At 69.5% G+C, this 21,037-nt stretch carries 13 protein-coding genes and 1 tRNA gene; 8 read left to right on the top strand and 6 right to left on the bottom strand.

What is annotated here, in order from left to right; genetic code table 11:
* Positions 1–117 precede the first annotated feature (117 nt).
* The gene (locus tag ABJF88_18705) at positions 118–813 is read left to right on the top strand and encodes a DUF305 domain-containing protein (protein ID MEP0548971.1); all 696 of its coding nucleotides are present in this window, start codon (positions 118–120) and stop codon (positions 811–813) included.
* 38 nt (positions 814–851) lie between these two features.
* A complete protein-coding gene (locus ABJF88_18700; protein ID MEP0548970.1) occupies positions 852–2,843 on the top strand; it encodes a hypothetical protein in 1,992 nt (663 codons plus the stop codon).
* Positions 2,844–2,995: 152 nt separating this feature from the next.
* Here ABJF88_18700 and ABJF88_18695 read toward each other — a convergent pair whose 3' ends face one another.
* Positions 2,996–3,652 carry a DNA-3-methyladenine glycosylase gene (locus tag ABJF88_18695; GenBank protein ID MEP0548969.1) on the bottom strand — a complete coding sequence of 219 codons (657 nt, stop codon included), beginning with the start codon at positions 3,650–3,652 and terminating at the stop codon, positions 2,996–2,998.
* Positions 3,653–3,801: 149 nt separating this feature from the next.
* On the opposite strand from ABJF88_18695, the gene ABJF88_18690 reads away from it, so the two are divergent.
* Entirely contained in the window at positions 3,802–4,809 is a 1,008-nt protein-coding gene (locus ABJF88_18690) for a DUF4097 family beta strand repeat-containing protein (GenBank protein ID MEP0548968.1), read from the top strand.
* Positions 4,810–4,868: 59 nt separating this feature from the next.
* A tRNA-Ser gene (locus ABJF88_18685) sits at positions 4,869–4,958 on the top strand.
* 148 nt (positions 4,959–5,106) lie between these two features.
* On the opposite strand, the gene ABJF88_18680 is transcribed toward ABJF88_18685, so the two are convergent.
* Positions 5,107–7,809: a T9SS type A sorting domain-containing protein gene (locus tag ABJF88_18680; protein MEP0548967.1), complete on the bottom strand. Its 2,703-nt coding sequence runs from the start codon at positions 7,807–7,809 to the stop codon at positions 5,107–5,109.
* 572 nt (positions 7,810–8,381) lie between these two features.
* On the opposite strand from ABJF88_18680, the gene ABJF88_18675 reads away from it, so the two are divergent.
* The 4 genes from ABJF88_18675 (at position 8,382) to ABJF88_18660 (ending at position 14,855) form a co-directional block, all read left to right on the top strand.
* On the top strand, positions 8,382–10,328 hold the full coding sequence (locus ABJF88_18675) for a DUF5666 domain-containing protein (protein ID MEP0548966.1): 1,947 nt from the start codon (positions 8,382–8,384) through the stop codon (positions 10,326–10,328).
* Positions 10,329–10,476: 148 nt separating this feature from the next.
* Positions 10,477–12,960, top strand: coding sequence for a heavy metal translocating P-type ATPase (locus ABJF88_18670; GenBank protein ID MEP0548965.1), 2,484 nt, complete (start codon positions 10,477–10,479; stop codon positions 12,958–12,960).
* A 283-nt stretch (positions 12,961–13,243) separates the two neighbouring features.
* Entirely contained in the window at positions 13,244–14,044 is an 801-nt protein-coding gene (locus ABJF88_18665; GenBank protein ID MEP0548964.1) for a M48 family metallopeptidase, read from the top strand.
* Positions 14,045–14,177: 133 nt separating this feature from the next.
* Complete coding sequence (locus ABJF88_18660; protein MEP0548963.1) at positions 14,178–14,855, top strand: hypothetical protein; 678 nt, start codon at positions 14,178–14,180, stop codon at positions 14,853–14,855.
* A 228-nt stretch (positions 14,856–15,083) separates the two neighbouring features.
* On the opposite strand, the gene ABJF88_18655 is transcribed toward ABJF88_18660, so the two are convergent.
* The 4 genes from ABJF88_18655 to ABJF88_18640 form a co-directional block, all read right to left on the bottom strand.
* Complete coding sequence (locus tag ABJF88_18655) at positions 15,084–18,122, bottom strand: aminotransferase class III-fold pyridoxal phosphate-dependent enzyme (GenBank protein ID MEP0548962.1); 3,039 nt, start codon at positions 18,120–18,122, stop codon at positions 15,084–15,086.
* Positions 18,123–18,246: 124 nt separating this feature from the next.
* The gene (locus tag ABJF88_18650; GenBank protein ID MEP0548961.1) at positions 18,247–19,035 is read right to left on the bottom strand and encodes a tetratricopeptide repeat protein; all 789 of its coding nucleotides are present in this window, start codon (positions 19,033–19,035) and stop codon (positions 18,247–18,249) included.
* Positions 19,036–19,092: 57 nt separating this feature from the next.
* Positions 19,093–19,545 carry a DUF411 domain-containing protein gene (locus ABJF88_18645; GenBank protein MEP0548960.1) on the bottom strand — a complete coding sequence of 151 codons (453 nt, stop codon included), beginning with the start codon at positions 19,543–19,545 and terminating at the stop codon, positions 19,093–19,095.
* A gap of 125 nt (positions 19,546–19,670) precedes the next feature.
* Positions 19,671–20,981 carry an NAD(P)-binding domain-containing protein gene (locus tag ABJF88_18640; protein ID MEP0548959.1) on the bottom strand — a complete coding sequence of 437 codons (1,311 nt, stop codon included), beginning with the start codon at positions 20,979–20,981 and terminating at the stop codon, positions 19,671–19,673.
* Between the last annotated feature and the right edge of the window lie 56 nt (positions 20,982–21,037).

The raw sequence follows: 21,037 nt of genomic DNA, 5'->3' as shown, positions 1-21,037 counted from the left end.
GGTGCGGTTCCCACCACGAGCGGTTCACGAAATGGCGTCCGCCGTCGTGCGTCATGTGCCGTCGGCGGCTATCTTTAGCGCGCTCGTCCCGTCCCTCTCGCCTCTCTTCTCCTCCCCATGCGTGTTCGCTTCGCCGGTCCGACCCTCGCCCTGGTATTTGTGCTGGCCGGGTGCAGCAGCGCGAGTCGCTCCGTGGAATCGCCCCCCACCACGCCGGCCGCCGATGCCGAAGCGCAGGCCGAACTCGAAGCGCTCTACTGGGAGCGCCGGGCTGAGGCCCGCACGTCGTTCACCGAGGCCGACGTTCGGTTCATGGCCGGGATGATCGGGCACCACGCGCAAGCCCTCATCATGTCGCGGCTGGCACCCGCGAACGGGGCGAGCCCGAGCGTGCAGACCCTCGCCGCCCGCATCATCAACGCGCAGCGGGACGAGATCACGTCGATGCAGACGTGGCTCCGCGACCGCGAACAGCCCGTCCCCGAGGTCCACATCGAGGGCCTGCGCCTGATGATCCACGGCGGCGGCGCGCACGCCCACCACGACCACACGACGATGCCGGGGATGCTCTCGCAGGCCCAGCTCGAAGAGCTCGCCGCTGCGCGCGGGGCCGACTTCGACCGGCTCTTCCTGGCGTACATGATCCAGCATCACAGCGGCGCCGTCACGATGGTCGAAGACCTCTTCAGCCACGACGGGGCGGGTCAGGACGAAGCCGCCTTCAAGATCGCCTCCGACATCAACGTGGACCAGATCACCGAGATCGCCCGGATGCAACAGATGCTCGACGGCCTCGCTGCCGACACGCCCTGACCCTCTCCGTTCTCCCCCTCCCACACGTCCCGACGCTGATGCCTGCTCTTCTTCGCGCTCGCCCCTGCCTCTTCGCGACCGCCCTCGTCGCCACGCTCCTCGGACTCGCCGCGTGCGCGCCGCCGGCGATGGCCCCGGCCGAGACACCCTCGATGTCGATGCCCGAGATGGCCGGCCCGCCGAGTCCCGACCCGCGCATCGGGCTGGGCGCGGGGCTCTTCGACGCCGAGGAGGCCGCGTGGAACCTCCGCCTCCTCTCCGCGACCCCGCCGCCGAGGGCCTTCGTCGGCGAGACCAACTCCGACCTCGCCTTCACCGGCGATTATGCGATCCAGGGCAACTACAACGGCATCATGGTCTGGGATCTCACGAACCCCCGCCAGCCCAAGCTCGTCACGGAGTACGTCTGCCCGGCCTCGCAGAGCGACGTGTCGGTCTACGGCGACCTCCTCTTCGTCTCCGGCGAAGGCCTCGGCGGCCGGCTCGACTGCGGAACCGATGGCGTGCCCGACCGCGTGAGCCCCGACCGGCTGCGCGGCATCCGCATCTTCGACATCACCGACATTCGGAATCCGGAGTACGTCGCGAACGTGCAGACCTGCCGCGGCTCCCACACGCACTCCGTCCTCAAAGACCCCGACGACGACGAGAACGTCTACGTCTACGTCTCCGGCTCGGCTTCGGTGCGGCCTGAAGAGGAGCTGCCGGGCTGCTCGTCGGCCTTCCCCGAGGACGATCCGAACTCGGCCCTCTTCCGGATCGAGGTGATCAAAGTGCCGCTCGCCGCGCCCGAGCAGGCCGCCATCGTAAGCTCGCCGCGCATCTTCGACGACCTCGCGGCGCCGCCGGAGCACGGGATGGCCCCGGCCGACATCGCGGCGGTCGCGGAGGCGAAGGAGCGCGGGGACTTCGTGGCGTACGTGTTCGGGCAGGAGCGCGTGGTGTGGCCGCGGATGGTCACGCCGATGCTCGAAGAGATCGTGCGGCAGCGCGGCGGGACCGGGCCAGCCACGGCCGCCGACAGTGCCGCCCTCCGCGCCGCGCTGCCTGCGATGATCGAGGCGCGGTTCGGTGGACGTGACGATGAGGAGGAGCGCGGCCCGACGCAGTGCCACGACATCACGCTGTATCCCGAGATCGGCCTCGCCGGCGGCGCGTGCGAGGGCTACGGGCTCTTGCTCGACATCTCCGACCCCATCGCCCCGCGACGCCTCGACGCCGTCGCCGACTCGAACTTCGCCTACTGGCACTCGGCCACGTTCAGCAACGACGGCACGAAGGTTCTTTTTGGCGACGAGTGGGGCGGCGGCGGCCAGCCGAAGTGCCGCGCCACCGACCCGATGGAGTGGGGCGCGAACGCCCTCTTCCGGCTCGACGACGGCGAGATGGACTTCGCCAGCTACTACAAGATGCCGGCCCCGCAGACGTCGCAGGAGAACTGCGTCGCCCACAACGGCTCGCTCATCCCCATCCCCGGCCGCGACGTGATGGTGCAGTCGTGGTACCAGGGCGGCATCTCGGTCTTCGACTGGACCGACGTCGATAACCCCATCGAGATCGCCTTCTACGACCGTGGCCCTGTCGACGCCGACCGGATGGCGGACGGCGGAAGCTGGTCGGTCTACTGGTACAACGGACTCCTCGTGAGCTCGGAGATCTCGCGCGGCCTCGACGTGTTCGAGCTCGTGCCGAGCGCGTACATCTCGGCGAACGAGATCGCGGCGGCAAACTCCGTCCAACTCGACTACCTCAACGCGCAGGGCCAGCCGAAATTCGTGTGGCCCGCCACGTTCGCCCTCGCCGGGGCGTACCTCGACCAGCTCGCGCGGCACGACGGGCTCGTTGCCCCTCGGATCGCCGCCACCCGGCAGGCGCTCGCGGCGGCCGAAGGCCTGACGGGCACCGCACGTCGTGCGGCCCTCGCGGCCCTCGCTGCCGAACTCGACGGCCAAGCCGGATCGGCCGGGGACAGCGCGAAGGTGCGGATGCTCGCCGACGCGGTGCGAGCCCTCGCCACCTCGGCGTCCTGAGCGAAACGCTGCTTTTACGTCCCGTACCAAACTCCAAGCTTGTCATTGCGAGGAGCGAAGCGACGCGGCAATCTCCTCCGGTCCGCTAGAGTTGGGAGATTGCTTCGTCGCTCCGGGACGAGTCCCTTCGCCCCTCGCAATGACAAAGAGGGCTAACCGCGCCGCTTCGTCATGCGTGCGAGCTTGATGTCGCTCGGGAGGCCGGGCGAGACGAAGGGGTGGCGCGGCACGTAGAACCGGTACATCCGGTCGATCCCGCGCGAGATCCCGATCCGCGACGAGGTCTCCACCGCGGGCGGCGGCTGGCTGTCGTCAGCGAAGTAGAGCGGAGGCGTCGTGAGGTCGGTGCCGTGGAAGGCACCGTCGGCGATGTCGAGGGCTTGCGTCAGCTTGCCCGGCCCGTTGGTGAGGTCTCGCGCGCGCTTCAGCGTCGGCGGCCGATTCGCCTGCATCGCGTCGACCCCTTCGAGCGGCTCGATGCCGCGGATGAGCACCGCGCCGGCCGTGCCCTCGGGCTCCGTCACCACGTTGAGCAGCCAGTTCGTGTGGTAGATCCGGTAGACGTAGGCCGTGCCCGGCGCGGCGAAGAGGTCGGCGGCGCGGCCCTGGGGGAGGACGAGGCCGCCGCCATCGAAGACGGCTTTCCAGCCGTGCATCGCCGGGTCGTCGCGGGTGTACGCCTCTGTCTCGACGATGCGGCCGACGAGCCGCGTGCCGCCGTCGCGCTCGCGCACGAGCAGCTTGCCGAGGAGGTCGGCGGCGACGTCGAGCGTCGGCTGGGCGAAGTACGAACGGGGGAGGGGCTGCATCGGAGCGGCGGGGTGAGCGCTGTAAAAGCGCGTCGGCGGGCGGGGTTCGCGGCAGCCGGGGGGTAACTTTTTAGCACCCGGTTCGTAGCGCCGAGCGATAGCTCCCGGCCGATGCCGGCCCCATTCCTGTTCGCTCAACGCCTACCGCCATGAAGCGTCTCATACCGCTCTTTCTGCTCGTTGTCCTCTTGTACCCGACGTGCTACGGGCAGTCCGGGGACCGTGTCTTCGACCAGTCGTTCTCGCTCCGCGCGGGCGATGCGCTCTCCGTCGCCACCAGCAGCAGCGATGTCATCATCCGCTCCGGCTCGGGCAACGAGGCGCGCGTCGAGGTCTACGGCAAAGGCAGCGACCTCGACGAAGCGTTCGAACGCCTCCGCTTCAGCGCGCAGAAGGAGGGCGATCGGCTCGTCGTGAAGACCGAGCGCGAGGGCACCAACTGGGGCGGACGCAACCGCGCCTCGTTCGACATCGTGGTGACGGTGCCCGAGCGGATCGACTTCCGTATCGCCACGTCATCGGGCGACATCGCGTTCGACGCGCTCGAAGGCGACGGCGTGATCGCCACGTCGTCGGGCGACATCGAGATCGGCTCGGTACGCGGCTCGCTCGGCGTCGCCACCTCGTCGGGCGACGTCAGCGCCGACCGGATCGAGGGCGAGACCGAGTTCAGCACCTCCAGCGGCGACGTCGAAGTCGAGACGATCCGAGGGGCGAGCGTCGCGTTCTCCTCGTCGTCCGGCGACTTCGAAGCCGAGCGGGTCGATACGGATCGCTTCACCGGGAACACGTCGTCGGGCGACATCTCGATCGGCTCGCTGAGCGGGAATGCCGAGGCCAGCAGTTCCAGCGGCGACATCGAAATCGGTCAGTTGGAGGGCTCGCTCGCGGCTTCCACGTCCAGCGGCGACGTCGAGGTCGGCCTCGCCAAGCCCGGCGCCGTAGACGTGAACACCGGCAGCGGCGGCGTCCGCTTGGTCGCCCCGGCCTCGCTCGCGGCAGATGTGGACATCCAGGGCGGCTCCATCCGCATCGACCGGGACTTCCGGTTCGCGGGCGAGGTCAAGCGCCGCAGCGCCGAGGGGCAGATCGGCGGCGGCGGGCAGCCGCTGAAGGTCCGCACCGGTAGCGGCAGCGTCGCGCTCGTGGCGCGCTGAGCGCTCATCTTAAACAAGCCTTCTTGCGCTCCGCTACCGAGCCAGCGTATTTTTGCAGCGGAGGGGTGCCGGAGTGGTCGAACGGGCCGGTCTCGAAAACCGGAGTGCCCTTCTGGGTACCGAGGGTTCGAATCCCTCCTCCTCCGCCAAGCCGGGCCGGGTCCTCATGGATCGGGCCCGGCTTTTTCGTTGGGGCGCGTGCGTAGTCCAGCGGTGGCGGTCTAGCTACCGATGGCCTGGAGAATACCGCACTGGGCGACGATGCGTGCCCTTCCAGCAGCCCGACGGAGGTCGTGTTCACCGCGCTATCGTTACTCGGCGGGTGAGATGGAGGCCGCCGAAGGTGGCACGGACGAGGTAAATCCCGCTCGGGAGGTCGGAGCCATCGAGGGCGATCCGGTGCTCCCCCGCCGGGAGCGGGCCGTCGTGGAGGAGGGCGACGCGGCGGCCGAGCACGTCGTAAACCGTCACACGAACGACGCCGCGCTGCGCCGCGGTGATGGCGACCGTGGCAGCACCCCATGCGGGGTTCGGCCACACAGACAGGCGGGCGGCGTCTCCGATCGCTACGGGGGACTCGGCGGCCACGAACTCGCCCGCCTCATAGGCGAGGAGCACGAGGTCGTAGTCGAGCTCGCTCCACGTACTCCCAGTCACGACGATCCGCTCATTCGGGTGGACGGCGACATCAGCAGGGGCATCGTAGTACGCGCCCGTGCCAGTGGCGGTGATGATGTAGCCGCCGGTGCCGAAGGCGGTGTCTAACGTGCCGCCGGGGAGGAGGCGGGCCGTTATCAGCGCGCCGTCACTGGTGCTCCCCGTTGCCACGATGCGGCCGTCGGGCTGCACGGCCACGGCTCTGGCCGACGACCCCGCTCCCACGGTCCGACTCCACTCGAGTGCCCCGTTGGGGCTGAACCCGAAGACGGCGAACCCGTTGCTCCATCCCCCCACGATGATCCGACCATCCCCTTGCAAGGCTACAGCCGAGGCCCCCTTTTCCGGCAGAATCACCACCCCATCCTCGCCGAAGGACGCATCGAGTGAGCCGTTGGGTTCTAAACGAGCGACGAAGAGAGCGAGGCCTTCGTATGGGCAACAGGAATCAAGGCGTCGTCCCACGACAATGATCTTCCCGTCGGGCTGGAGCGCGGCGTCCCCGACTTGCTCCAACCCGCCGAGATCGGCGGAGAGCACGCCCCCGCTACCGAAGGAGGCGTCGAGGCCACCATTGGGGAGGTAGCGGGCCAGGAGGACATCGTATGCCGCATAGCCGACGACAATGAGCCGGCCATCGTCGGTTCGAAGCACGGCGCTGGAGAAGACGTTCGGTGCGATGGGCGGCGCGACGACTCCGCCCTCACCGAAATCGGGATCGGGCGTGCCGTCGGGGAGGTAGCGGGCCAGAACGAAGTCGAGCCCGGACGCGCCCGCTCGATGGGTGGAGCCCCCAACGACGACCCTGCCGTCGGGCTGTAGCACGGCGTCGGCCACGTAGGAGAGGGGGCCGGGCGTGCGGGTGGCGGTCGTGCCCTCGGCGCCGAAGGTGGCGTCGAGCGCCCCGGTCTCCTCGTAGCGTGCTACAATGATGGAGGACCTCGGCGAAAGTCCGTCGTCATGGGTGTCGGCATGCCCAACCACGATCAGCTTTCCGTCGGGCTGGATCAGGAGGGTCCGGGCGTGGTCGTCGCCCGGCCCGAGGCCAGTGCTCCGCACGACTCCGTCCTCGCCGAAGTCGGCGTCGAGCGTACCATCAGGCTCGAAACGCGCTACGACAACGGCGCTCCCGCTCATCCCGGCAGCGATGAGGCGGTCGTCCACGCCGAGAGTGAGACCGCACGCCTGGACGTAGATGTCGTCCTCTGCGCCACCGGGCTCGGTAACGATGCCGTCGCCGCCGAAGGCGGGATCGGGGGTGCCGTCGGAGAGGAAGCGAACGAGGGCGAAGCGCTGCTCGGTGGACTGCCCGGGCTCGTTGCTGGTGTAGCCCGCAGCCACAAGCTTCCCGTCGGGCTGCACGAGCACGTCCTGCGCGAGATCGGTGCCCCCGCTGAGCGCAGTGACGACGGTGCCCCCCTCACCGAAGGCAGCGTCCAGCGCTCCGTCCGGCAGGAAACGGACGACGGCGAAGTCAGCGGGCTGCTCCGCTTCGCGCGCGTAGCCTGCGGCGACGATTCGGCCGTCGCTCTGGATCGCGACGGCCTCTGCTACGGCCTCCGATCCGATTGAAGCCACGGCGAGGCCGCCCGCGCCGAAGCCCCCATCGAGGAGGCCGCTCGGGGAGAGACGAAGCACGGCGACCTGCCGAGGGGAGTCGCCGGTGAATCCGGCTAGGACGATCTTCCCATCCTCTTGCAGGACCAGCGCGGCGGCGACCCCGTCGCCAAAGGGCGCGCTGGAAAAAGTGGCTACGCCGCCGTCGCCGAAGGCGGGGTCGAGCCCGCCGTCGGGGAGATAGCGGACGACAGCGACGTAGCGCGAGCCATCGTCGCGTGCGCGACCGGCAACGAGGATGCGGCCATCGGGTTGGACGACGACCCCGGAGGCGATGCCGCCGCTCTCCCCGATGTGGGTGGACACGACGCCGTTCTCACCGAAAGAGGGATCGGGTGTGCCGTTGGGGAGGATGCGGGCGACGACGAAGGGCGGGCCCGAGTAGACCGCGATGAGGGCCCCGTCGGGATGGAGGGCGAGGGAGAGCGAGAAGTCGAGATCGCCGGGGGGCAGGAGCGCGACGCCGCCGTCACCGAAGTCGGGGTCGAGTGTGCCGTCGGGGAGGTAGCGGACGAGGACCCTGCCCTCGGCCGAGGACGTCTCCAACACGGCGGCCACGACGATCTTCCCGTCGGGCTGGGTGACGACGTCGCGTCCAACCTGGTAGAAGGAAGCGCCGACGTTCGTGGTGACGATGCCTCCGTCACCGAAGGAGGCGTCGAGCGTGCCGGGTTGGGCAGCGACCTCGGTGAAGAGGAAAGCGAGGAGGGCAGCGGCGAGGCGCATGAAGGGAGAGGAGAGTGAGCCGGGGGTATCAATGTAGGAGCCACACCTTTAGGCGTCAGGCCAATCTGCTATGCCCTGCCCACCACCCCGAGCGGCATCGGTGCTACGCGGGGCGTACCAGCGGCACACAGGCTAATATCCGGCGGTGGGTTCGTCAAGAGACGATCCGTGCAAACCCGAACATGCCGAGCCGATCGAGCGACGGCGGCGCGAATGCCTTTTGGGCACCGGGAGAGGAGGACTCCCGCGGCTGCTGGATGCGGGTGTTCATAGAATTCATCGGTAGGAATATGATGAGAAAGGAAGAGCAGAGCCTGCGTCCGAGCGCCGGAACACGCCCGGGAGGCGGGGGCACCGGGTGCGCAGGACGTGTGCAGGCTTTGTGCAGGCCGTGCGCAGCGCCGCAGGGGAGGGGCCGAGGGCGGGTGCTCGTTGGAACGAATAGAGGCGAAATGGGCTTTTGTGGGCGGTTTTGGGAGGAGACGAGCCGACTCGGCATCGCCCTTGCAAAAGACCTCCGTGACGCTAACTCTTCCGGGCCGTCGTCCGGTCTCCACCAACCCCCTCCTGCTATGTACTCCCCACGGTTACGCTCCCTGCTCCTGCTGACCCTCTTCGGGCTCAGCGTTCTGTCCGCCCCGCCGGCCCGTGCCGACGACGATGAAGTCGAGGTCGAGGGCGTCATCGAAGCACTCGGCGACGAGACGCTCACCGTCGGCGGCTTCACGTTCCTCGTCACCGCCGCCACGGAGATCGACGGCGGCGACGGCGACGTCGGCTTCGAGGACCTCGCCGTCGGGCAGTTCGTCGAGGTCGAAGGCTTTTACACCGCCGACGGCACGCTCGTCGCGGAAGAGATCGAGGTCGAAGACGACGATGATGGAGGAGACGAGGTCGAAGTCGAAGGCCTCATCACGGCGCTCGCAGACGACGGCCTGACGGTCAGCGGCCTGTTCTTCCTCATCACCGGCGCCACGGAGATCGAGGGCGACGACGGAGACATCAGCTTCGAGGACCTTGCCGTCGGGCAGTTCGCTGAAGTCGAAGGCCATTACGACGCCTCGGGCGCCCTCGTCGCCGACGAGATCGAGGTGGACGAATCCGACGAGCAGGAGGTCGACGTCGAAGGCACGATCGAAGCGCTCGGCGACGCTTCGCTCACCGTCGGCGGCTTCACGTTCTCCGTCACGGACGACACCGAGATCGAGGGCGACGACATCGAACTGACGTTCGCCGACCTCGCGGTCGGGCAGCTCGTCGAGGTCGAGGGGTTCTACGCGGCGGACGGCACGCTCGTCGCCAGGGAGATCGAGGTGGAGGACTTCGACGACGACGAGATCGAAGTCGAGGGGGCCATCGAAGACCTGGGCGATGCCACCATCACCGTGCTCGGCCTGACCTTCGCCGTGACCGATGCCACCGTCATCCGGGGCGACGAGGACGAGCCGATCCTGTTCTCCGAACTGACGATCGGGCTCGTCGTAGAGGTCCACGGGACGAATGCGGGCGGCGCCCTCGTCGCCACGCGGATCGAGGTAGAGGACGGCATGAACAACGACGACGAGGTCGAGCTGAAGGCGGCGCTCGGCTCCGTCGGCGACGAGATGATCGTCGTGCTCGGCCGGGCGTTCCTCGTCCTCCCGACGACGCCCATCCTCGGGCTCGACGACGAGCCCATCGCGCTCGGCGACCTCGCCGCGGGCGACGTGGTGGAGGTGGACGCCCGGCTCGAAGCCGACGGCAGCCTTACCGCGCTCCGCATCGAGCGCGACGACGACCCGGCGAACCTGATCCGGCTCCAGGCCGCCGTGACTTCCGTCGGGACGTCGACCGTGGACGTGATCGGGATCGCCTTCCTCGTGGACGAAGCGACCGTCATCGTCGGCCCCGGCGATGCCCCGATCACGCTCGCCGACCTCGTGCCCGGCCAGCGCGTCGATGTCGACGCCTTCGTGGCCGAGGGCGGCGTCCGCCGCGCGACGCGGATCGAGGTCGAGCCTTCCGGCCGCGCCGCCGGCCGTGTCGCGACGACGGGGACGGCCACGTTTGGACTCCCCGGCCTCCGCGTAGACTACGCCGCCGACGTGCTGTTCGTGGATGAGTCCGGGGCCGTGTTCGACCCCGGCGCTCTCGCAAGCGGCCAGGCCGTGCGGGTGTCCGGCGCGCCCGGCGCGCAGGCCACGCTCGTCGCCTCCCGCGTCGTCGTGCTCGGCGTTCAGAACCCGGTGGCGAGTGAGGGCAATGCCGCGCCGCTCGGCTTCGAATTCGACGCCGTCTACCCCAACCCGTTCGCGGCGCAGGCGACCGTGCGCTATACGCTCGACCGCTCGGCCCACGTGACGCTGACGGTACTTGACGTGCGTGGCCGCGAAGTCCGCCGCCTCGCCGACGCCTCGCGTGCGGCGGGCACGCACACCGAGACGCTCGATGCCTCGGGCCTCTCCAACGGTGTCTACTTCGTGACGCTCGATGTGGAGGGCGCAGGGCGCGTCGTCCGCAAGACCGTGCTGACGCGGTAGCGCCTCCCCGGCGACGGCTCCGGCCTCGCCCCGCGTCAGCCAACCCCGCCCGCGCCGTAACGCGGGTGGGGTTTTGTGTGAACGCTTGGCGGGCCGGGATCGGAGCGTGCGACCGAGGGTTAGACCCGGGCACCTTCGACCGACCGCGATGGAACCTCCCGTTCAGCAGATCCCTGCCACGAACACCGACGGCCCGACCCGCGTCGCCCTCCCCGTCGAGGGGATGGAGTGCGCGGCCTGCGCCGTGCGGATCGAGAAGAAGCTCGGCCGAGAGGCCGGCGTCCGCTCGGCGAGCGTGAACTACGCCACGGGCGAGGCCCTCGTCGAGTACGACGCGGACGAGGTCGGCATCGACCGGCTCGCGGCGACGGTCGAGCGGACGGGCTACGGCATCCGCACGGAGTCGCTCGTCGTCCCGCTCGCCGAGGCCGCGAATCCACCGACAGAAGCGGACATCGAAGCGGTGCTGTCCCGGTCGAACGGCTTCCTCCGCAGCGAAGTCGACGCCGACGCCGATCCTGCGGTGGCTGAACTGCATTACGTCCCCGGCGTTGCCGACCCGAACGCGCTCGTCCGCCTGCTCGAAGATGCCGGGCTCGTCGCGCGCGGCGCCGAGGTCGAGCACGCGGACGAGGACGCCGTCGAGCGCGAGCGCGCCGCCCGCTACCGCGCGACGAAGCGGAAGCTGATCGGCGCGGCGCTGCTCTCGCTCCCCGTCGTCGTCCTCTCGATGGCGCACGGCGCGCTCGACTTCCCCGGCATGCGCTGGCTGATGCTCGCGCTCACGACGCCCGTCGTGCTCTGGGCCGGGTCGGGGTTCTTCACGGGGGCGTGGCGCGCGTTCCGCCACCACGCCGCCGACATGAACACGCTCGTCGCGCTCGGCGTCGGGACGGCGTATGGCTACAGCGTCGCCGCGACGCTCGTCCCCGGCGTGTGGATGGCGGCGACGGGCCGGATGCCGGACGTGTACTTCGAGGCCGCCGCCGTCATCATCACGCTCATCCTCGCGGGCCGCGCCCTTGAAGAGCGGGCGAAAGGGCAGACGGGTGCCGCCGTCCGCAAGCTGATCGGGCTGCAACCCGACACGGCCCGCGTCGTCCGCGACGGCCGCGAGGTCGAGGTGCCCGTCGCCGAAGTCGCCGTCGGCGAGGTCGTCGTCGTGCGGCCGGGCGAGCGCGTGCCGCTCGACGGGACGCTCATCGACGGGGCCTCGGCCGTGGACGAGAGCATGCTCACGGGCGAGCCGCTGCCGGTCGAGAAACGGCCCGGCGATGCGGTGATCGGGGCGACGGTCAACCGCACAGGCGCGTTCACCTTCCGCGTCAGCCGGACGGGCCAGAGCACGACGCTCGCGCAGATCGTCCGGCTCGTCCGCGAAGCGCAGGGCCGCAAAGCGCCGATCCAGCGCCTCGCCGACACCGTGGCGGGCATCTTCGTCCCCACCGTCCTCCTCATCGCGATCGCCACGTTCGTCGTCTGGTTCGACTTCGGGCCGGAGCCGCGCCTCGCGTACGCGCTCCTCACGTTCGTCAGCGTGCTCATCATCGCGTGCCCCTGCGCGCTCGGCCTCGCCACGCCGACCGCGATTGTCGTGGCGACGGGGAAGGCGGCCGAGCACGGCATCCTGCTCAAAGGCGGCGACGCCGTCGAGCGTGTCCGCGCCGTCGAGGTCGTCCTGCTCGACAAGACGGGGACGCTAACCGAGGGCGAGCCGCGCTTGACCGATGTCGTGCCCGTCGGCGATTGGCGCGAGACCGACCTGCTCGCGCTCGCGGCCGCCGCCGAGTCGCGCAGCGAGCACCCCATCGGCGCAGCCGTTGTGGCCGAGGCCGAAGCGCGCGGGCTCGCGCTGCCCGCCGTCGAAGCGTTCCAATCGCAGACCGGGCTCGGCATCGATGCGACGGTCGGCGGCCGGGCCGTTCTCATCGGCAACCGCGATTTCCTGTCCGAGCACGGCATCGAGCAAGCCAGTCTCGACGGGTTCGACGCCGACCTCGCTGCGTCGGGCAAAACCGTCGTCCGCGTCGCCGTGGACGGGTCGGCCGCGGGCGTGCTCGCCGTCGCCGACACCGTGCGGGCCACGTCGAAGGCCGCTGTTCAGGCACTTCGCGATCTCGGGCTGGAGGTCGTGATGGTGACGGGCGACGCCGAGGCGTCGGCCCGCGCCGTGGCGGCCGAGGTCGGAATCGAGCGCGTCGAGGCGAACGTCCGCCCGGCCGACAAAGCCGAGGTCGTGCGGCGGTATCAGCGCGAGGGCCGCGTCGTAGCGATGGTAGGTGACGGGATCAACGACGCGCCCGCGCTCGCCGCCGCGGATGTCGGCGTGGCGATGGGCGCGGGGACCGACATCGCCATCGAAGCGAGCGACGTGACGCTGATGCGCGACAGCCTCGGCGCCGTCGCCGATGCGTTCCGGCTCTCCGGGCGCACGCTGCGGACGATCAAGCAGAACCTCTTCTTCGCGTTCGTCTACAACGTCATCGGCATCCCGCTCGCGGCGGGCGTGCTCTACCCCTTCTTCGGCCTCCTCCTCTCGCCGATCTTCGCCTCGGCGGCGATGGCGCTCTCGTCCGTCTCCGTCGTCACCAACAGCCTGCGCCTGCGCCGCTTCCAACTCGGCGCGCCCTGACCGATGGACACTACTGCTTGGATCGTCACGCTCGTCGGTGTCGCTGCGGCGGCGTGGGTCGTGTGGTACTTCTGGCTCTACGAAGAGCCGACCGACGAGCCATGAGCGGACCCCCCGCTTTTCGCGTGGTCGCTGCGCTCCCCGACGCGAAAAGCTGTCCCCCTTGACGAGGGCAGGGACCGCCGCGCGAAGCTAGGAGCGAAGCGACGGCAAGCGCGGCAGGGGGTCGAGGAACGGCAAGGGGTTTGCATGCTCGGTGCATCCACCACCAACCTCTCTCCCCATGCGACGCCTTTCTATCCCTTCTCTCTTCCTCCTGCTGGCGCTCGTCAGCCTCCCGCTCGCCGGCTGTGCCTCGCTCGGGCTCAATGACTTCAACCTCGTCTCGCTCGAAGAGGAGTGGCAGATGGGCGAGCAGCTCGAGCGCGACGTGGCGCAGCAGGTCCGCCTCTCGAACGACCGGACGCTGAACCGGTACGTCGACCAACTCGGCCAGCGCATCGTCGCGCAGACGGAGTTCGCGAACCTGCCGTGGCGCTTCCACGTCGTCGAGGACGATGCGATCAACGCGTTCAACGTGCCCGGCGGCCTCGTTTATGTCCACACCGGGCTGATCGCGGCGGCTGACAACACGGCGGAATTGGCCGGCGTGATCGCGCACGAGATCGCGCACGGCGTCGAACGCCACGGTACGGAGCGGCTCACGAGCGCCTACGGACTGAACGCGGGCGCGGCCATCCTGCTCGGTCAGGATCCGGGCTTGGCGGGGCAGATCGCCGCTCAAATCGCGGGCGGCGGCGCGATCGCCAAGTTCTCCCGTGACGCGGAGCGCGAGGCCGACCAACTCGGCGTCCGCTACATGGCCCGCGCCGGCTACAACCCGGAGGGCATGGCGACGATGTTCCAGAAGCTCATCGCCGACCGGCAGCGCAGCCCGGGCTCCGTCGAGCAGTTCTTCTCGACGCACCCGCTCACGGAAGACCGGATCCGGGATGTCCGCCGCGAGGCGCGGAAGTATCCGACCCGCGGCCTCACGACGAACGACGGACAGTACGCCAGTATCCGCGCCCGCGCCCGCCGCTAACCCGGCCTTCCGCCCGTTCAGGGTTGTCTAGTATTTGGTACGAATCGCAGCCCGGTCCCGCGCGAAAGCCCTCCCTCTCCTGTTGGACCACGGGTTGCATGCTCGCTGGCTCCCACCCCAACCGACTCCCGCCATGCACCGACTGAGCGTTCTACTCGCCGCGGCCTTCGTCTTCGCCGCTTTCCCCTCCGAATCCCACGCGCAGTCCCGCACCGACGACGGGTGGTGGGGCTGGGCCGCCGGCTCCGACCGCGCCGACGGCAGCATCCGCTCCGCGCCCGACCGGCGCGATAACCGGCGTGACGCCCGCGACGACCGCTACGAACGCCGCGACGACCGCTACGACGACCGGTACGAACGCCGCGACGACCGGCGGAACGACAAGGGGCCGAAGTTCTGCCGCAACGGGCAGGGCCATCCGACGAAGGGCATGCGCTGGTGCTACGAGAAAGGCTTCGCCACACCGCGCTACGACCGCCGGATCAACCGGCGCGTCGATCGCCGCATCGACCGCCGCGAAGCCCGATGGGAGCGACGTACGATCGAAGACATCATCTTCGGCACCCCGCGCAGTGATCGGGACCGCCGCCGCGCCACGCTCGATCAGCGCGTGCTCGGCGAGGTTCTCGGCCGGTCCACGATGCGCGACCTCGGGAGCGTCGCGAGCGGCCCCATCGTCGGCCGGTGGGTGCGGCCTTCCCGCGACGTCCGCGTGCTCCAACTCCGCGACAGCCGTGGGCCGCTCGCCGAGTTGACCGACTATGACGCCGACGGGCGCGTCGACCTCGTGCTCGTCAACAGCTTGCGCTGACCAGCGCACCGATCCACCACGAGCCCGGCTGCTTCCACCACGGCAGTCGGGCTTTTCTGTGTCGTCTATCAGTGCACAGCATAACCTCAACCATGTCATCCCGAGCGCAGCCGAGGGATCTCCCACGTCACAGCCTATCGCGAGGGGAGATCTCTCCGCTCGCTCCGACCTGCGTGTCTGCGCTCGGTCGAGATGACGGTTTCCTTCATGCGCGTGCCGAGATGCCGGTCACGCACGGAGGAAATCCTCGCCGAGCACGCGGTCGAGCGTGTCGGCGAGGCGGTCGGCCTCGGCCTCGCCGAAGGGGAGCGGCGGCTTGATCTTGATGACGTTGTGGAGTGGGCCGTCCGTGCTGAGGAGGACGCCGTGCTCGCGCATTCGCTCGACGAGGTACGTCGCCTGCGCGGGAGCCGGCGCGCGCGTGTCACGGCCGAGCACGAGTTCGATCCCGAGAAACAGCCCGAGCCCGCGCACGTCGCCGACGATGGCGTGGCGGTCGCGGAGCGCGTCGAGCCGGTCTTTCAGGTAACTACCGACGCGGAGGGCGCGGGCCTGCAAGCCCTCGTCGCGGAGCACGTCGAGCACGGCGAGGCCGACGGCGCACGAGACGGGATTCCCGCCGAACGTGTTGAAATACTCCATCCCGTTCGCGAACGAGGCCGCGATTTCGGGTGTCGTCACGACCGCTGCGAGCGGGTGCCCGTTCCCGATCGGTTTGCCAAGCGTGACGATGTCGGGCACGACGCCCTGCGTCTCGAATCCCCAGAAGTGACTGCCGACGCGGCCGAACCCGACCTGCACTTCGTCGGCGATGCAGACGCCACCGGCGGCCCGCACGTGCCGGTACGCCTCGGCGAGAAAGCCGTCTGGCAGCACGATCTGCCCGCCGCAGCTCAGCACCGACTCGGCGATGAACGCGGCGACGCCGTGCCGGGGCTGCAGCTCGGCGACAGCGTCGGCAACGTGCTCCGCGTAGCGTGCACTCGCATCGGAATCACGATGCAGCCCACGATACACGTCCGGCATCGGGGCGATGCGGACGTGGGGCGGAGCGCCCGCGCCACCGGGGCCGTCGTGCTTGTACGGGCTCACGTCGATGAGCGCGGCGGTATGGCCGTGGTACGCGCCGTCGAGCGCGACGACGCCCTGCGCGGCGGTGTGCGTCCGGGCGAGGCGGAGGGCGAGGTCGTTCGCTTCGCTGCCGCTGTTGACGAAGAAGCAGACCGAGAGCGGGTCCGGCAGCAGCGCTGTCAGCCGCTCGGCATAGGCGACGATAGTTGGGTGGAGGTAACGCGTATTCGTGTTCAGCGTCGCCATCTGCTCGGCCGCCGCCGCGACGACGCGCGGGTGCGCATGCCCGACGTGGCAGACGTTGTTGACGCAGTCGAGGTAGGCTCGCCCGTCGGCGTCGTAGAGGTACGTCCCGGCCCCGCGCACGATGTGGAGCGGCTGTCGGTACGACACGCTGAGCGACGGGCCGAGCCGCTCCCGCCGCGCGTCGAGGATCGCGTCGTGCGTGGGCTCGCGCGGGGGGAATGCCTCGGCGGGGATGCGAAGCAGGAGGTTCGGGTCCGGGCAGAGGCTCCGCCACACGTCCCGCTCGTCGGCCCCGCCGACGCCGGGGAAGTCGCCGCGCGCACCGAGGAGGTCGGTGATGAGTTGGAAGTGGAGGTGCGGCGCCCAGCCGCCGTTCTCGTCGGGCGCGCCGAGCGCGGCGAAGCGCTCGCCCTTCCGCACCGCTTGCCCATCTTCGAGCCCGTCGAGCGAATCGGCGCTGAGGTGGCCGTAGAGCGTGAAGAATGGCGGGCAGTCGTCGGGCCGGTGTTCGAGGATGATCGTCGGGCCGTAGTCGAGCGGGAGGTCATTGTCGGCGAAGCTGTGCACGACGCCGTCGAGCGGGGCGAAGAGGGGCGCGCCGGCCGGTTGGAACAGGTCCATGCCGATGTGGATCGTGCGCGGCGGGCCGCCCGACGTGCGGAACTGCGCGCCGGAATAGACCAGCCGCGCCTCGTCGTAGCGGCCCACGCCGACCTTGGCGCCCGCCGCCCGCATCCGCTCGGTCAGCACGTCGGCGGCGAGCATCGGCGTCGAGAGCGCGGCCGTGCTCCAGTCCGTGCTGCCCACGCTGAAGTCGAACACGACGACGGGCGACCGGCTCGGGTCGGGCGCGACGACGGGCGCGATCTCGTCCGCGTGCGCCCGCAGCCACGCGACGACGGCGGGCGACGACGGACTCGGCTCGAACCCGCACGCCGCGCGGAGGCGGAGGTGTGCCCACTGTGGAGGGACAGCGTCGAGCCGTTCGAGCAGGTCCCACGCCGGCCGCTCGCTGATCGTGAGGTACGCGTCGTCCGGCTCGGCCGTCTGCCGGAACGCCGACATCGCCACGCTCACGCAGAGTCGCATCGTCACGAGCGGGAAGAGGGCTTCGATCTCGGCCTCGGTGAGAGGGTGCGCCGCGTGGTAGCCCGCCGCGACGTGCGCCGCCGCCGCGACCGGGTCCGGCTTGTCGAGCATCGCGTACGCCGCCGCAATCGCGGGGTCAGCGACGGTGTACGAGTGCACCACGTCGCCGAAGTCGATCAGCCCGACGACCTCGCGCTCGGCCGTCGTTGGCGGGCCGACGAGCACGTTGAAATCGTTCGCATCGCCGTGGATGACGCTCGTGCGGAGGCGGGAGAGGAGCATCGCCGTGTCCCGCTCGAACCGGTCGAGGAAGCGCCCGACGAGCGCCCGCCGCTCGGCATCGCGTACGTGCCCGAGGTGGCGGCGGATGACGGTCGGCGCGTGCCGCAGGTCCCAGTCGAACGTCCGGTGCGCGGCGGCGTGGTCGAAGTCGGCGAGACACGCGCCGAGCCGGCCGAGCGTGTGGCCGAGCGACCGGAGCAGGCCGGGGCTGTGCGGGCTGACCTCGGCGAGCGGGACGCCGGGGAGGTACGACACCAGCCACGCGAGGTGCGTCCGCCCGTCCGCTTCGACCGAGAGGAGGCGCTCGCCCTCCCTGCTCGGCCGGACGCGGGGCGCAGGCACGCCGCAGGCTTCGAGCCGCGCCATCATCGCTGCCTGCATCTCCAGCATCCCCCGATCTTCGGCCGCGCTCGCGACCTTCAGCACCGCGACAGGTTTGCCGTCGCGCCGCAGCAAAAAGTTCTGGTCGCGGTCGCTCGGGAGGGGCGAGGCCGTCGCCGCGAGCCCGTAGCGGTCACAGACGATCTGCTCGACGTCGGCGGGGGAAAAGCGAGGGCGGGCGTCGGCGAGAGAGGGCACAGGGAGCAGGGCAGCGGGCGAAGGCGGGGAAGCTACGCCAGCCTCTTCTTCGGAAGCTCTTACCATGGGTTGGGTACAGACCGGGTCGGATCCATCACCTATCAATCCGGCTCATCCAAAGCGGTTATATCTCCTGTTCGTGTAGGTTGACGAGGTTGGTGAGGGGTCGCCCGAGCATGGTTACTGCTTCTTGTCGAGCCTGCTCCTGCTCTGCAGACTCTAGTTCTTCTTGCAGCGCTTGGACATCCCGGATCATCTGCTGCTGGACCAGCACCGAGAGGTCAATCTTGTTCTCGTTTGCAATGAGCAGCCACATGTAAGCCTCCAACGGGTCGCGCTCCACGCCGCGCTCGCCATTGAGATACATCCGGGCGAGGTTCAGGCGGGCGTTAGTGATAGTTCCGCTGATACGGAGATCCTCCGGGGTCTCCTGTACGGCTAAACGCTCGGCCCACTCCAGCGCTCGGCCGAGGTCCACCTCCACGCCCTGACCTTCCATCAGCATGCCAATGATGAAGAACTGTGCCTCGGCATCGCCGTTCTCCGCTGCCGTCTCGAACCACCGGAACGCTTTGGTCATGTTCTGCTCTGTACCTCGGCCGAGCGCGTAGCTGTAGCCGAGCTTGAACTGCGCGTCTACCCACCCTTGCTCCGCCGCGCTCCGCAACCATCGGTTCGCCTCAACCGGATCGGCGACAGTACCAGCGCCCTCGATCAGTGCCCACCCGAGGTTGTACTGAGCTTCAGGATGTCCGGCTTCTGCTGCCTCCCGAAGAGCGGGCACAGCAGCCACGTAGTCTTCTCGCTCAAGCAGCACCTTTGCGGCGCCGTTGAGCGAGTCTGCATGCTGCGCCGTAGCGGTAGCGGAGCAGGTGAGCGCGGCGGCGGTGGCGAGCAGCAGAATCCTGTTCATGTTGACGACAAGGTGCCCCGAGGCACATAACCAGATATTCGGGAGAAGTAGTGACGGTCAGTGGTGCGAGAACACGCTCGCGCGGCCGTCCCGTGTGAAGAGGAACACGTCGTAGCTGTCGGCCGGTCGGCCCTCGACCTCCATCCCCGGCGAGCCAATCGGCATCCCCGGCACGGCGAGGCCGGCGGCGTCGGGCTGCTCGGCTAGCAAGCGCTCCACGTCCTCGGCCGGGACGTGGCCCTCGACCACGTAGTCGCCGACGACGGCGGTGTGGCAGGAGGCGAGCGTGTTCGGCACGCCGAGGCGGGCCTTCACGTCGTCCATGCTCGCCACGTCGACGCTTTCGACGGTGAAGCCGGACGCGGTCATGTGGTCGGCCCACAGCACGCAGCACCCGCACGTCGGCGATTTGTAGACGGTCACCGTCGGCGTCTGGGCCTCGCTGCGGCAGCCCGAGAGGGCGAGGAGCACGACGGCGGAGAGGAGGACGGGGAGACGGAGCGCGCGCATGGGAACGGGGGTTGGGTTTGCGGTAACATACGGCGACAGGCGAGGAGGGGCTAACGCGCAGGCGGTCGCTCATCGTCCCCCTTCGGCCATTCTTCTCGCAGCGTAACCGTGGGGCACGGGGCCGGTCAGGGGCGGCCGAACTTCGTGTCCATCTTGATCCCGCACGCTTCGAGAAACTTCTTCGGAAGCTCGCCGCCGATGAAGATGAAGACCTCGTCGTTCGGGAGCGTGTGCTCGTTCCCGTCGGCGTCGGTGTAGACGACGGCGTCGGGCTCGATCCGCGCGAGCTCCGTCTCCCACAGCGGCTCGACGCGGCCGTCAGCAATCGCGGCTTCGATGCGGTCGTGGTTGCCGGGCTTGATGCGCGAGAGGGTGGACTTGCGGTACGAGAGGCGGACCGTCGCCCCCACGTCGGCGAGCATCATCGCCGCCTCGACGGCCGAGTCGCCGCCGCCGACGATCACGACGCGCTGCCCGGCGAAGTGCTCGGGCTCGGCGAGGCTGTAGTAGACGTGGTCGCCCTCCTCGCCGGGAATCCCGAGCTTCCGGGGGATGCCGCGCCGCCCGATCGCGAGCACGACGCGCCGCGTGTGGTACGACCGCGCGTTCGTCTCGACCGTGAAGCAATCGCCGTCGGTCGGGGTGATGGCGGAGACGGTCTCGCCCGTGTTGATCGTCAGCCCGGCGTGTTCGGCGAGGTCGTTCCACCGCGACACGAGGTCTTCTTTCTGGATCTCCCGCGCGTCGATCTTGCCGTAGCCGGGGACCGTGATCGGGCTCGTCATCACGAGCTTGCGGCGCGGGTAATGGCGGACGGTCCCGCCGAGGTCGGGCTCCTTGTCGACGGTGACGAAGTCGAGCCCGTGGTGCGCGGCGTTGACGGAGGCCGAGAGCCCCGCCGGCCCGCTCCCGACGATGAGCACGTCGAGCGCGCCGTCCGGCTTCGCTCGTTTCTCGGCGACGATGCCCTCGATGCACTGCCGCCCCTGCTCGAAGGCGTTGCGCACAAGCCCCATCCCGCCGAGCTCGCCGACGATGTAGAGGCCGGGCACGTTCGTCTCGAAGTTGCCCTGGATGCGCGGGATGTCGACACCGCGCTCGGCGGTCCCGAAGACGAGCGAGATGGCGTCGGTGGGGCAGGAGCGCTGGCAGAGGCCGTGGCCGACGCATCGCGCGGGCTGGATCGGCTGCGCCTGCCCGCCGATGAGGCCGAGCACGTCGCCCTCGGGACAGACGGCGGTGCAGGCCCCGCACCCGAGGCACTTCGAGAGGTCGACGACGGGGTGGAGTGAGGCGGGGACGTGGAGCCCGTACTCCTCGGCCTTCTGCTCGGCCCGCTCGGCGCGGCGCTCGTGCCCCCGACGCTTCCGCAAGAACGGCACCACCGCCACAGCGGTGAGCACGAACGCGACAGCGAGGATGATGAGGAGGTCCATGAGTTCGAGTGTCGAGCTGCGAACGACGAGTTACGAGGGAGCGGCGAACGAAGCGT

The organism is Rhodothermales bacterium (genome assembly GCA_039944855.1).
In the GTDB taxonomy this organism is placed as follows: domain Bacteria; phylum Bacteroidota; class Rhodothermia; order Rhodothermales; family JANQRZ01; genus JBBSMX01.
This window is presented reverse-complemented; position numbering and strand designations above follow the sequence as displayed.